Genomic DNA, 13,104 nt, shown 5'->3' with positions numbered 1-13,104 from the left:
CAGTTCCCCGCGCCCCTGGCTGGACGCCCCGGTAGCCCCGTCAGGGGCGCGCCCCCTCTCCACCGGGGCTGCGCCCCCAGCCCGCTCCCGGCCGGTGGCCACCACGCGGCAGGAGCAGCCCCCTTGGGACGGTGACGAACCGCAGTCATCGTCGTGGCTGGTCGCGCAGTTCCCCGCGCCCCTGGCTGGCGGGGGCCAGCCCCAGGGGCGGGGGGAGTCGGTCGGGCTCTCTCGGGCGATCTTTGCGTGGGGTGCAACGGTTTTGGTGTGTGCTTGGCGTTGTTCCGTCTTGGCGGCGTACCTAACTTTTCGGCCATGTTGCACCAACCCCTTGCGGGTCGCTGACCTCTCAGTTCTGCGACCGGCTGATGACGGCGGCAGCGGCACCGTTGCCGAGTGCGGCGGCGCGGGCCGCGCGCCGAAGCCTGTTCAACGTGCTGGGCACCGCGATCGGCGCGGCCCGCATCCCCGCGGTGGAAGCGCTGCTCAGCGCCGCCTCCCGGCGCGCGGCCGCCGGCTCGGTCGTGCTGCCCGGGCGCCGGGAGACCATCGACGCGTACTGGGGTGCGCTGGTGGTGGGCACCGCGGCGCACCTGGACGACTACGACGACACGCACCTGGCCACGGTGATCCACCCGGGCGCCGCGACGCTCGCCACCGTCCTGTCGCTGTGCCCGGAGCTCGACGTACCGGGCGAGCGCTACCTGACCGCCTTCGCGCTGGGCTGTGAAACGCAGTTGCGGATCGGCAACGCCATCTCGCCGGAGCACTACGACCGCGGCTGGCACATCACCGGCACCTGCGGCGTCTACGGCGCCGCGGTCGCCGCCGCCGTGCTGCTCGGCCTGGACGCCGAGCGGACCGAGCACGCCCTTGCCCTCACGGGGACCATGACGGTCGGTCAGCGTGAGGGGTTCGGCTCGATGACCAAGCCGTTCCACCCGGGCAAGGCCGCGGCGAACGGGGTGTTGGCGGCCAGGCTGGCGGCCGGCGGCTGCACGGGGCCCGCCGATCCGCTCAGCGCACGCGGGCTCGCGGCGCTGTCCGGGACGGTGCGCCGGGCCCACCTGGAAGGCGCCTGGGACCGCGACTGGGAGCTGGAGCGCAACGCCTTCAAGCCGTATCCGTGCGGGATCGTGGCGCACCCGGTCATCGACGCGGCCTGCGCGGCGGCGCGGCAGGTCGGCGACCCGGACACGATCACCGGTGTCTCCGTCGCCTGCCATCCGCTGGTGCCCGAGCTGATGGGCCGTCGCCAGCCGGCCGACGGGCTCCAGGCGCGCTTCAGCGCCTATCACGCCGCTGCGGTCGGGCTGTTGGACGGCGAGGTGGGACTGCCGCAGTTCAGCGACGCACGGGCGCGGTCCGTGGACGCCGCACGGCTGCGTGACCTGATCACCCTGGTGCCCAGCGCGGAACGCAACCGCGACGAGGCCCTCATCCGGGTGGCACGCGCCGGCGCCGAGCCGGTCACCGTCCACATCGAGCACGCCCGCGGCAGCCTGGCCCGCCCGCTGACCGACGACGAGCTATACGACAAGGTCCGCCGCCTGGTCGAGCCCGTACTCGGAGCCGGGGCCACCGCCCCGATCCACGACGCCGTCGAACGGCTCGCCGCGGCGCCGGGCCCGGACGAGCTGCTGGCCGTGATCCGGACGGCCGATGGTCCGGGAGATCCCACCCCTGGCTCAGGAGATCCCACCCCTGACCCAGGAGATCCCACCCCTGGCTCAGGAGATCCCACCGCTGGCCCAGGAGATCCGACCGCAGGTCCGGGACACCCCACCGAAGGTCCCGGAGAAGGGACGACCGTATGAACGCGACAGCATGGGTGGTCCGGTACGTCCGCACCGCCGCCCCCGCCCCGGAGGCGCTGGACACGGCCGCCGGGCAGCTGGCCCGCTTCCACCGGGCCCGGTCGGCCGGTCGGGCGCCCGCCGCCCTCACCGCGCTGGCCGCCGGCTCCACGGATCCGCTGTGGACGGCCTCGGAGTCGGGCGCGGCAGCGGCCGTCGCCGGCGATCCCGAACTGACGTGGACGGCGGTGTGTGCCGCGGCGGTCGCGCTGGCCGACGGCGTGCGCGCAACGACCGCCGTCGCCGTCGGCCACGAGGTCGCCGACCGGGTGGCCGCCGCCCTCGGTCCGACGCACTCGGCGGCGGGCTGGGACGTGCGGGCCACCGCAGGGCAGCTCGGCGCGTGCGCCGCCGCCGGCCGGCTGTGCGACCTCGACGAGGACACGTTGCGGCACGCGGTCGGCCTGTGCGCGACCCAGGCCGCCGGGTTGACCGCTGCGGCGGGTACCGACGCGGAGGCGCTGGCGCTCGGCAAAGCGGCGGCGAACGCCGTGGAGGCGGTGCTGCTCGCGCAGTGCGGGTTCACCTCGTCGGCGGAGCCGTTGGAGGGGCGGCGGGGGTTGTTCGCGGTGATGTCCTCCGGTACGGGCTGGCGCTGAGTGGGCCTCAGCGCCGGGAACTGCCCTTGCTGGTCGTGATGACGTGCGGCGCCGTCGTGGCCGGTCGCGCAGTTCCCCGCGCCCCTTTTAACCCACTTCAGGCCTTGCCCGACGTGCAGCCATCGTCGTGGCCGGTCGCGCAGTTCCCCGCGCCCCTTTCGGCGGCCCTGCGGGGCCGCTCCCTGGGCCGCCCCCTGGGGCGACCCGCAGGTCGACCACCCACACCGAAAACCGAGGCCAGACCCCGAACGAAATCAGAGGAAAGGCAGGGAGGGTTCCAATGAATGTGCTCGCCCGGCTCGACCGGTTGCCCTGGTCGAGCCATCAGCGCCGGGTCGTGGGCACGCTTGCCCTGTGCTTCGCGTTCGAGCTCGCCGACATCAACACCTTCGCCTACGCCGCACCCGCGGTACGTGACCACCTCGGTATCAGCGTCCGCGCGCTGTCGTTCATCACGTCGGCCGGGGCGCGGTGGGTGCCGGACGCTGCTGATCAGGATCCCGTTCAGCCGTCGCCGGGCGTGCGGCCGCTGGAGACCGGGTGACGGACGGGGTGACGTCGTCCCCGGACGCCGCCGCGCGGTGGGCACGCACGCCCCGCAGGCCGATCAGCCCGATCACCGTGCCGAGCACGAAGGAGACCACCGCCAGCGTCAGGTGGACCCAGAAATAGGCGGTGGGCCGGCCAGCATCGAAGGCGAGACCGCTGCCGTCCTGCCAGAGGTTCTTTACGAAAGTGACCCAGATCACCCAGCTCCAGGCGCCGAAGGCGAGCAGGAACCAGGAGACACGGCGGCTGAGCTTCATACCGCCCAGTGTGCCGTACTCCCGCGATTCCGCTCTGGAGGGGCCGGCCCCCGCAGCGTCCCGCCGGGGACATGAGGAACCCCGGCGGGGCCGGTCCGTGGCCGGCCCCGCCGGGGGGCTCTCCTGGGTCCGATCAGCTCAGCCGCTGATCACGAGGTGCCGGAGTGCCGTTGCTCACGCGGTGTTGTTGGCCAGGGCCAGCAGCCGCGAGCTGTCGCCGTTGAACCGGTCGCGGTCCACGGCGCCCGAGATGCCGCTCACCGAGCCGGCGTCGGTGTACTGCCAGATCGTCCAGAACGGGAACCCGGACGGGACGGTCGGGCTGGACGCGGTGGTCCAGTGCGCGACCCACAGCGGGCTCCTGGACGACATGCCGCTCCAGCCGCCGGTGCAGGAGCTCCACCAGCTCGGGCTGGTGTAGATGACCATGTCACGGCCGGTACGGGCCTTGTACTCGTTGTAGAACGAGAGGATCCACGACTGCATCGAGCCCTGCGACAGGCCGGAGCAGGTGCCCTCCAGGTCCAGCATGCCGGGCAGGGTCAGGTTGTCCCGGGACCAGGCGCCGCCGTTGCTCGCGAAGTAGTCGGCCTGGGCCGCGCCACTCGAGGAGCCCGGCTGCGCGAAGTGGTAGGCGCCGCGGATCACCTTGGCGTTGTACGCGTTGAGGTAGTTCGCGTTGAACTGCGGGTCCTTGTAGTTGGTGCTCTCGGTCGCCTTGATCCAGGCGAACTGGATGCCCGCGCCCTTCACCGAGCTCCAGTTGATGGAGCCCTGGTAGTGGGAGACGTCGACGCCGGCCGGGTACGCCATGAGGTTCGGGCCGAGCACGCCCTCGGTGGCGGAACCGGTCTTCACCTCGCCCTTCTCCGGCTTGAAGTCCTTCATGTCCTGGATGTAGCCGACGCCCGCGTAGCCCTGGCCCAGGGGCACGGCCTTACCGGACGGCAGGGGCTTGGCGGAGGCCGAGCCGGCCGCCATGGTGAGCGTCAGCGCGACGCTCGCGCCTATCGCACCCACGATGGAGAGTCTTCGCTGCATGGCCTTCGAGGAAAGGAACGGGGAGAACAAGGCTGCCTCCTGGCACTTCCGGTGTGAGAGGGACTGAGGTGGGGGTGGAGCTTTTTTTGGGGGGTGGAGCGGGGTGGAGCCGGGGTGGAGCGGGGTGGAACCGTGCGGGCGGTACTGGGAGTGGTGCTGGGGTGGTGCTGGGGGTGCTCGGTGGATCTACTCGCGTAGCCTCCGGGCGGTGCGGAAGACCGTCGGCCGTCCGGAGGCGGGGGGTTGCCCGGGGCTGCCGCAGGTGCCGGGGCTCGGGGGAGTTCCGGCGGTTCGGACAGCAGGTCTGCTCGGGTCCGGGCGGGTCCCGGGAGGCCCCAGGAGGTGTTCCGGGGGCCTCCCGAGCAGTCAGGAGGTGTTGTTGGCAAGCGCCAGCAGCCGGGCCCGGGTGCCGTTGAACTTGTCACGGTCCACGCTTCCGGACACTCCGCCGACCTTGCCCGTGCTGGTGTACTGCCAGAGCGTCCAGAACGGGAACCCGGCCGGGATGGTCGGGCTGGCCGCCGAGGTCCAGTGGGCCGCCCACAGCGGGCTCTTGGCGGACATGCCGCCCCATTTGCCGGTACAGCCGTTCCACCAGCTGGCACTGGTGTAGATCACGATGTCCCGGCCGGTCTTGGCCTTGTAGGTCTTGTAGAAGTCGGTGATCCAGGTGCGCATCGCCGAGGTGGACTTCCCGTAGCAGCTGCCCTCGATGTCCAGGACACCGGGCAGGGTCAGGTTGTCCCTGGACCAGGCGCCACCGTGGCCGGCGAAGTACTTCGCCTGTGCCGCGCCGCCGGAGACGTCCGGGCGCGCGAAGTGGTACGCGCCGCGGATCACCTTGTTGTTGTACGCGTGCAGGTAGTTGGCGTTGAACTGCGGGTCTTTGTACGAAGTCCCCTCGGTCGCCTTGATCCAGGCGAACTGGATCCCGGCGGCCTTCACTTTCGCCCAGCTGATCGACCCTTGGTAGTGCGACACGTCGATGCCCTGCACACCGCCGCTGCTGGACAGCGGCCCCAGCGCGTCGCCGTCGGTGTCCGCCCGGTACCCCACACCCATGTACCCCGAGCCGACCGGCAGGGAGCTGCCGGACGGTGCCGGCGTCTGTGGCGCATGCGCCGCCTGCGAGGCCCGCGCCGCCTGCGGTGCCGGTGCCGCCTGTGGCGCCGCGAGGGCCGGGCCCGCGGCGGTCAGCAGGGCGACGCCGGTCGCACCGGCGGCGAGCGCCACGGCGCCGGTTCTGTCTCTTCTCCCTTTTCTGCCTCTCGGCGTGGGGGGTCTACGAGAGAGCAAAGCTTCCTCCTGAGCACGTCAGTGATGTGTGGGGACGAGGGCGTGCCGGGCGGTGCTGTGCATGCTTGGGTGATGCTGTGCGAGGTCTGTGTCTTTGACGTAGACGCGTCATGAGTGACGCATGAATCGTCCCCGCGGTAAAGAGGTTTCACGCATGCCCTGTGGTCTAGCCCAGCGAAGAATCCGTGGAGCTGCGGTGACGGTCCACGGACGGCAAAAACTTTCAGTGGTTGAAACCTGTTCCACATCCCGGCCAGGGGCCTCGTCGCCCCCATGGCCGGGAGCCTGAGGACGCCCGCGAGGTCGCGGGCGGGGGGCGGCGCGCCCGCACGGCGGCGGACGGCCGTCGGGTGGTGAACGCCCGTCGGGCGGTGCCCTGCCGCCGGATGGCCGACGGGCAGGGCACGCCGTGCGGACAGGGGCTGGAAATGGCCACCGCGACGGCGACGACGGCCCGGTGGCCGTGTACGTTCTCGATCGTGCCTGCCTTGAAGAAGATTGCCGTTGTGGCCTGCGCCACCGCCCTGTTGTCCGCCCCGGCCGTCACGCCCGCGCTGGCAAGCGGCGACCCCGACTGGAGCAACGCGAAACCGCCGGCGTCGATGTCGACCATCGGCGGAGCACGGCTCGGCCAGCAGGGCACGCAGGTCGAGCTGGGGTCCGGCGCCCCGGTCCTGCCGAAGGACGTGACCGCACGGTCCTGGATCGTCTCGGACGCCGAGTCGGGCGAGGTGCTGGCCGCGCACAACGCGCACTGGAAGCTGCCGCCCGCCAGCACCCTGAAGATGCTCTTCGCCGACACCCTGCTGCCGAAGTTCCCGAAGACCGAGGAACACAAGGTGGCGCTCTCGGACCTGGCGGGGATGGGCGAGGGCTCCAGCCTGGTCGGCGTCAAGGAGAACGAGACCTACAAGGTCAGCGACCTGTGGCTGGGTGTCTTCCTGCGCTCCGGCAACGATGCGGTGCACGTCCTCGCGGCCATGAACGGCGGCGTGCCGAAGACCGTGCAGGACATGCAGAAGCACGCCGACGAGTTGCAGGCCGACGACACGACCGTGGTCAGCCCCGACGGCTACGACGAGCCGCACCAGGTGTCGTCCGCGTACGACCTGACCCTGTTCGCCCGCTCCGGGCTCCAGAAGAAGGACTTCCGCGACTACTGCTCGACGGTACGGGCGCAGTTCCCGGGCGAGACGAAGAAGGGCAAGCACGGCAAGAAGACCCGCGGGTCGTTCGAGATCCAGAACACCAACCGGCTGCTCACCGGTGACGCCGGACTCAGCCCGTACGAGGGCATCGCGGGCGTCAAGAACGGCAACACCACGAACGCGGGCGCGACCTACACCGGCGTCGCCGAGCGCGACGGCCATGTGCTGCTCGTCACGGTGATGCACCCGTCGGCCGGCGGCATCCTGCCGGTCTACCAGGAGGCGGCACGCCTCCTCGACTGGGGCTTCAAGGCGACCGGCAAGGTCACCCCGGTCGGTGCACTGGTGCCCCCGAAGAGCGTCGCCTCGGCCTCCGGCGGCAAGGCGGGCAAGCACGCCTCCAGCGACGGCAAGGGCAGCGACAAGAAGGGTGCCGCCACCGACACCGCGCAGGCCTCCGACGACGGCTCCAGCGGGGTCGGCATCGCGCTGGCGATCGTCGGTGGCGTGCTGGTGCTCCTGGCGATCGGTGCCTTCGTGGTCCACAAGCGCTGGCCGCTCCCCGAACTCGTCCGCCGCCTGCCGCGCCGCTGACGCCCGGCGCCCGCACGCCTTCTGCGGCTCCGCCGCGTGATCGGCGGTCGGCAGGTGGTCGGGGCGGCGGACCGTCGGCCGGTGGCCGGGGCGGCAGACCATCCGCAGGTGGTCGGGGCGGCAGACCGTCGGCCGGTGGCCGGGACGGCAGACCATCCGCCGGTGGCCGGGACGGCAGACCATCCGCCGGTGGCCGGGACGGCAGACCATCCGCCGGTGGCCGGGACGGCAGACCATCCGCCGGTGGCCGGAATGCGGCCGGTTCTGCCCCGCGGTCTCGGTGGCGGCGTGCGGGTTTCGTCGTGGTCGTTCGCGCAGTTCCCCGCGCCCCTTTTCGGGGCGTCTTTCGGCCCTGCGTCTCGTCCCTCCGCTCACGAGACCCGCTCCGACAGGTCGCGTGCCGAAGGTTTCGCGCCGAAGACGAACGTCCGCGTCGCCCAGAAGCGCAGCACCGTGGCCAGCGCCATCCCCACCCCGGCACCGGAGACGGTGTCCGCCCACGGTGAGGTGAGCCCCAGCCCGTAGTGCGTGACGGTCAGGCAGAGCAGTTGGACGACGGCACCGGCGAGGTTGATCGCGGCGAACAGGCCGTAGCGGCGGAAACGGAACGCTCCCGGGCCGCAGTCGGAGCCGACGCGTCCGCGGTAGGGGCCCAGCGCGTTGCCCGCGTAGGCGATCCCGCAGGCCGCCACGAAGGACAGCGCCTTGGCGGGAAGCGGACCGAGGCCCACGGCACCGCGCAGCCAGACGAACAGCGCCAGGTCGGTGAGGTAGGCGCAGAGCCCGGCCGCGGCGAATCCGAGCACCTCGCCGAGCAGCCCGCACCGCGCCCCCGGCGCCTCCCGTGCCACCCGGGCGCCTCCGGCCGGCACCGTCGCCCGTTCCCCTCGCGTCTGCGGGATCGGCATCCGTCACGCCCCTCACCCGTCGACGACCGCGAGTCCGTACAGCGCCAGCCACAGCAGGCCGATGGCCGCGAGCGGGCGGTCGTGCAGGACCACGTCCTCCGGTTCGCCCGCGGCGCCGCGGTCGGCGAAGACGGCGTAGCGCAGGATCGCGAGGATGAAGGCGACCATGGACAGCTGGCGCCAGGGCAGCAGCCCGGCCCCGCTCCCCGCCGCCCCGGGACCGCCCTCCAGCGCCCACAGGCAGTACGCGAGGACCGCCACGCCTGCCGCGAGCTGCCAGACGAACCGCAGGTAGCCGGTGGTGTACTCGGCCAGCAGTGCCCTGGTCGCACCCGCGCTGCCGGGTAGTTGGACGGCCTCGGAGTACCGCTTGGCGGCGACCATGAACAGCGCGCCGAACGCCGTGGTGATCAGGAACCAGCGGGACAGCGGGATGCCGAGCGCCAGGCCGCCGCTCATCGTCCGCATGACGAACCCCACGGTGACCACCGTGAGGTCCACGACGAGGACGTGCTTGAGGCGTGCGCAGTACGCCAGTTGCATGCCGACGTACGCGGTGAGCAGCGCCGCGGCCAGCGGGGTGCACAGCACCGCGGCGGCGGCCGGCGCCGCCACCGCGAGCGCCCCGCCGACCGCGTACGCGACGGGCACCGGGACCTGCCCGGCGGCGACCGGGCGGTGGCGCTTGACCGGGTGGGCCCGGTCGGCCGTGGCGTCCCGTGCGTCGTTGATCAGGTAGACGGCGGATGCGGCGGCCGTGAACAGCACGAAGACCACCGCGAGCCGCCCGAGCACGGCCCACGAGAACAGCTGACCCGCCGCCAACGGTGCCGCCCCGACCAGCACGTTCTTCATCCACTGGCGGGGGCGCGCGGTCTTCAGCAGACCGAGCGCGAGACGCGGGCCGAGGAGCCGGGCGAATCCGGAGGGCGCGGTTGGCGCGGTTGGCACCGAGGGGGCGCCCGACTCGGCCGACCGCACGGATCCGCCGGCGCACTCCCCCACTCCCACTCCGGCTCCGGCTCCGGCTCCGGCTCCGGGATGCTTCCCGGCCTCGGTGGACTTCGCGGCTCCGTTCGCAGGCGGGTCGGGGGCCGCGGTGCGGGCGGGACCGGGGCCGAGCACGGTGCGTTCAGACATGGGGACGGCCTTTCGGGCGGACAGGTGGCCGAGGCGGGCTGGGGGAGCGCAGCGACTTCCTATGAGGGCGGTGGTGGGCGACGGGCGGGAGCGGCCGGGTGATCCAGGGCCTGCCGAGGTGGGCGAGCAGCCCACCGAGCACGGCACCGGCGGCCACGTCGGACGGGTAGTGCACCCCCACGACCAGCCGGGAGACGCATACCGCAGCGGCCACCGGCGGCACGGCCCGGGCGAGGCCGCCGCCCGCCGGCCGCAGTGCCGCGCAGGCCACCACGGCCGCCGCCGCCGACGTGGCGTGCGAGCTGGGGAAGGAGTGCCGGCCCTGGGTGCGTACCAGGGGCGCGATGCGGGTGGGGCGCGGGCGCCGCACCAGGCGCTTGAGGGCCACGCTCGTCAGGTGTGCGGCGGCGGTCAGCGCGGTACCGCGCACCCATGCGCCGCGCTGCGCGCGGTCGGCGACGGCGGCACCGAGGCCTCCGGCGATCCAGAGCGCGCCGTGCTCACCCCCCGCGGAAAGCGCTCGCGCGATCGTGGCCACGCGAGGGTCGGCGCCGCAGTCCCGCAGCGCGGCGAGCAGCCGGTGATCCAGGTCGTGCATGGCTCGACTCTTCTACGCCCTCCGAAAAAGATGACGATGCGATAGGACGACACTCCGTTAATCCATCCCATTCAGTGATGAATTCGGCAGAAAACCACAGGATCATCAGATTCGCCCGTACCGCGGCTATACGGTCCTGACCATGTCTGCTTCCGCCGACACCGCCCCCGCCCGGAAGGCCCCGAACACGGCCCACCCATCCGACGCACCCGACGCACCCGACGCACCCGCACTCGATGCCACCGTCCGCCACCCGGTCGTCCCCGTCACCGGCTGGGGGCGTACCGCACCGAGCGGCGCCCGGGTGCTGCGCCCGCGCAGCTACGAGGAGGTGGCCGCGATCGTCCGCGGGTGCGCGCGGGACGGGGCGCGCGGGAGCATTCCACGGGGGCTCGGTCGCGCCTACGGCGATGCCGCGCAGAACGCCGGCGGCCAGGTGCTCGACATGACCGGCCTCGACCGCATCCACGTCGTCGACGCGGCGCAGGGCCTCGTCCTGTGCGACGCGGGGGTGAGCCTGCACCGGCTGATGAAGGTGCTGCTGCCGCTGGGCTGGTTCGTACCGGTGACCCCCGGCACTCGTTATGTGACGGTGGGCGGTGCGATCGGCGCCGACATCCACGGAAAGAACCACCACGGCGCCGGCTCGTTCTCCCGCCATGTGCTCTCCCTGGAACTGCTCACCGCCGACGGCGAGGTGCGCACCGTCGAACGCGGCACCCCGCTCTTCGACGCCACCGCCGGCGGCATGGGCCTGACCGGCGCGATCCTCACCGCGACGGTGCGGCTGCTGCCCGTCGAGACGTCCTGGGTGACCGTGGACACCGAACGCGCCGCCGACCTCGACGACCTGATGGACCGGCTCACCGCCACCGACCACCGCTACCGGTACTCGGTGGCCTGGATCGACCTGCTGGCGCGCGGCGCGGCGACCGGGCGCGCCGTGCTCACTCGCGGCGATCACGCCCCGCTCGACGCGCTCCCCGCGCGCGCCCGGCGCGACCCCCTGGCCTTCCGCCCCGCCCGGCTGCCGGGCGCCCCCGCCTTCGTACCGGACGGGCTGCTGGGCCGCGGCCCCGTACGCGTCCTGAACGAGCTCTGGTACCGCAGGGCGCCCCGGCTCCGCATCGGCGAGCTCCAGCGGCTGCCCACGTTCTTCCATCCGCTGGACGGCATCCCGCACTGGAACCGCCTGTACGGGCCCAGCGGCTTCGTGCAGTACCAGTTCGTCGTCGGGTACGGCCACGAGGAGGCCCTGCGGCGGATCGTGAGGCGCATCACCGCGCAGGGCTGCCCGTCGTTCCTCGCGGTGCTGAAACGGTTCGGTGACGCCGATCCCGGCTGGCTCTCCTTTCCCGCGCCCGGCTGGACGCTGGCCCTCGACATCCCGGCGGACCTCCCCGGGCTCGGCCCGTTCCTGGACCGGCTCGACGAGGCGGTGGCCACCGCGGACGGCCGGGTCTACCTCGCGAAGGACGCCCGGCTCCGCCCCGACCTGCTGCCGGTGATGTACCCACGGCTGGCCGACTTCCGCGAGCTGCGCGCCCGGCTCGACCCGCACGGCGTGTTCACCTCGGACCTGTCACGCCGGCTCGGTCTCTAGGCCCGGACCCTCGCCAGGCCCCGCCCCCGGACCCGCCCTCCCCCTGCCTTCCCCTCCCCTGCCTTCCCCTCCCCACCCCTCCCCGCGCTTCTCCCTCGCCCCTGGAGTGCCCGCCATGAAGGACGCCTTCGGTATCCCCCAGTCCCTGCTCGTGCTCGGCGGCAGCTCCGAGATCGCGCTGGCCACGGCGCGGCGGCTGGTGGCGCGCCGCACCCGTACCGTGTGGCTCGCCGGCCGGCCGTCGCCCGCCCTGGACGCGGCGGCCGAGCAACTGCGCGACCTGGGCGCCGACGCACGGACCGTCGCCTTCGACGCGCTGGACTGCGCCTCCCACGAGGAGGTGCTGGGCAAGGTCTTCGCCGAGGGCGGAACGGGCTCGGACGCCGGAGACGTCGACATGGTGCTGCTCGCCTTCGGCGTCCTCGGCGACCAGGCACACGACGAGAACGAGCCACTGTCCGCGGTACGGGTCGCCCAGACCAACTACACGGGCGCCGTGTCGGCCGGCCTGGTGTGCGCCAAGGCGCTCCAGGCCCAGGGCCACGGCTCGCTGGTGGTGCTCTCCTCGGTCGCCGGCGAACGGGCCCGGCGCGCAAACTTCATCTACGGCTCCAGCAAGGCGGGCCTCGACGCGTTCGCCCAGGGCCTCGGCGACGCGCTGCACGGCACGGGGGTGCACGTGATGGTGGTGCGCCCCGGTTTCGTCCGGACGAAGATGACGGCGGGTCGCACACCGGCGCCGCTCGCCACCACCCCAAGCGCCGTGGCGCGCGCCATCGAGACGGGGTTGGTACGGCGTGCGGAGCTGGTGTGGGTGCCGGGGCCCCTGCGTCTGGTGATGTCGGCGGTGCGGCACGCGCCACGGCCGGTCCTCCGCCGGCTGCCGATGTGAACGGCTCCGGTGCCGATGTGAACGTCTCCGGGGACCCGGCGTTTCGTCCGTGGGCCGGCGTGCGCGGGCGCTAGCGTGGCTCGCACCCGCGCCACCGTGGCCGACCGAGTCTCCGGGCGCACCATCCCACTGCCCGTTCCACGGCACACGGACCCGCCGCCCCGCCGGCCACCCACCATCCACAGTCCCCAGGAGGAGCACCATGTCCTCACGGCTGAACCCCTACCTCACGTTCAACGGCGACGCCCGCCAGGCGATGGAGTTCTACGCGAGCGTGTTCGGCGGCGACCTCGCCCTCAGCACCTTCGGCGACCTCGGCGCCACGGACCCGCCCGATGCGAACCTGGTCATGCACGCCATGCTGGAGACCGACGCCGGCTACACGATCATGGCCAGCGACGTGCCCTCCCAGATGGAGTACCGGCCCATGGCGGGCTCCTCGGTGAGCCTCAGCGGCGACGACGCCAACCGGCTGCGCGGCTACTGGGAGCGGCTGTCCGAGGGCGGAAGCATCACGATGCCCATGCAGAAGCAGGCCTGGGGCGACGAGTTCGGCATGTGCGTGGACAGGTTCGGCGTGCCGTGGATGGTCGACATCAGCGAGCCGCGGGGCTAGCACGGGG

At 72.7% G+C, this 13,104-nt stretch carries 11 protein-coding genes and 1 pseudogene; 6 read left to right on the top strand and 6 right to left on the bottom strand.

Features of this window, described 5'->3' with window-relative positions; genetic code table 11:
• Window positions 1-341: 341 nt before the first annotated feature.
• Together NQO67_RS40760 and NQO67_RS40755 are read left to right on the top strand one after the other, a co-directional pair.
• Window positions 342-1,817, top strand: coding sequence for an MmgE/PrpD family protein (locus tag NQO67_RS40760; protein ID WP_305126895.1), 1,476 nt, complete (start codon window positions 342-344; stop codon window positions 1,815-1,817).
• Complete coding sequence (locus NQO67_RS40755; protein ID WP_255955625.1) at window positions 1,814-2,455, top strand: MmgE/PrpD family protein; 642 nt, start codon at window positions 1,814-1,816, stop codon at window positions 2,453-2,455. The genes NQO67_RS40760 and NQO67_RS40755 overlap by 4 nt, the downstream gene beginning before the upstream one ends.
• A gap of 578 nt (window positions 2,456-3,033) precedes the next feature.
• Here the strand turns inward: NQO67_RS40755 and NQO67_RS40750 are convergent.
• From NQO67_RS40750 to NQO67_RS40740, 3 genes and pseudogenes are all read right to left on the bottom strand, one after another.
• Window positions 3,034-3,261: pseudogene (locus tag NQO67_RS40750) on the bottom strand (SCO4848 family membrane protein); the annotation flags it as partial.
• A gap of 174 nt (window positions 3,262-3,435) precedes the next feature.
• Window positions 3,436-4,302: a GH25 family lysozyme gene (locus NQO67_RS40745; protein WP_255955624.1), complete on the bottom strand. Its 867-nt coding sequence runs from the start codon at window positions 4,300-4,302 to the stop codon at window positions 3,436-3,438.
• A 366-nt stretch (window positions 4,303-4,668) separates the two neighbouring features.
• Complete coding sequence (locus tag NQO67_RS40740; RefSeq protein WP_255955623.1) at window positions 4,669-5,535, bottom strand: GH25 family lysozyme; 867 nt, start codon at window positions 5,533-5,535, stop codon at window positions 4,669-4,671.
• A gap of 542 nt (window positions 5,536-6,077) precedes the next feature.
• On the opposite strand from NQO67_RS40740, the gene NQO67_RS40735 reads away from it, so the two are divergent.
• Entirely contained in the window at window positions 6,078-7,340 is a 1,263-nt protein-coding gene (locus NQO67_RS40735) for a D-alanyl-D-alanine carboxypeptidase family protein (protein ID WP_255955622.1), read from the top strand.
• A gap of 371 nt (window positions 7,341-7,711) precedes the next feature.
• Here the strand turns inward: NQO67_RS40735 and NQO67_RS40730 are convergent, their stop codons facing one another.
• Genes NQO67_RS40730 through NQO67_RS40720 form a run of 3 tightly spaced genes read right to left on the bottom strand, consistent with a single transcriptional unit; the run spans window position 7,712 to window position 9,986 of the window.
• The gene (locus NQO67_RS40730) at window positions 7,712-8,248 is read right to left on the bottom strand and encodes a GtrA family protein (RefSeq protein ID WP_255955621.1); all 537 of its coding nucleotides are present in this window, start codon (window positions 8,246-8,248) and stop codon (window positions 7,712-7,714) included.
• A gap of 12 nt (window positions 8,249-8,260) precedes the next feature.
• Window positions 8,261-9,388, bottom strand: coding sequence for a decaprenyl-phosphate phosphoribosyltransferase (locus NQO67_RS40725; RefSeq protein WP_255955620.1), 1,128 nt, complete (start codon window positions 9,386-9,388; stop codon window positions 8,261-8,263).
• The gene (locus tag NQO67_RS40720; protein WP_308295745.1) at window positions 9,381-9,986 is read right to left on the bottom strand and encodes a phosphatase PAP2 family protein; all 606 of its coding nucleotides are present in this window, start codon (window positions 9,984-9,986) and stop codon (window positions 9,381-9,383) included. Before NQO67_RS40720 ends, NQO67_RS40725 begins: the two co-directional genes overlap by 8 nt.
• Before the next feature lie 142 nt (window positions 9,987-10,128).
• On the opposite strand from NQO67_RS40720, the gene dprE1 reads away from it, so the two are divergent.
• The 3 genes from dprE1 to NQO67_RS40705 all read left to right on the top strand — a co-directional run bounded on the left by dprE1 (window position 10,129) and on the right by NQO67_RS40705 (window position 13,097).
• On the top strand, window positions 10,129-11,589 hold the full coding sequence (gene dprE1 / locus NQO67_RS40715; protein ID WP_255955619.1) for a decaprenylphosphoryl-beta-D-ribose oxidase: 1,461 nt from the start codon (window positions 10,129-10,131) through the stop codon (window positions 11,587-11,589).
• 115 nt (window positions 11,590-11,704) lie between these two features.
• Window positions 11,705-12,481 (top strand): decaprenylphospho-beta-D-erythro-pentofuranosid-2-ulose 2-reductase, encoded by a 777-nt coding sequence (gene dprE2 / locus NQO67_RS40710; protein ID WP_255955618.1) that lies wholly within the window; start codon window positions 11,705-11,707, stop codon window positions 12,479-12,481.
• A 202-nt stretch (window positions 12,482-12,683) separates the two neighbouring features.
• Window positions 12,684-13,097, top strand: a complete 414-nt coding sequence (locus NQO67_RS40705; protein ID WP_255955616.1) for a VOC family protein — start codon at window positions 12,684-12,686, stop codon at window positions 13,095-13,097.
• The last annotated feature ends 7 nt before the right edge of the window (window positions 13,098-13,104 follow it).

The sequence above is a fragment of the Streptomyces odontomachi genome (assembly GCF_024435355.1).
Taxonomy (GTDB): domain Bacteria; phylum Actinomycetota; class Actinomycetes; order Streptomycetales; family Streptomycetaceae; genus Streptomyces; species Streptomyces odontomachi.
Note: the sequence above shows the minus strand (reverse complement) of the source record. Positions and strands in the feature narration are given on the sequence as shown.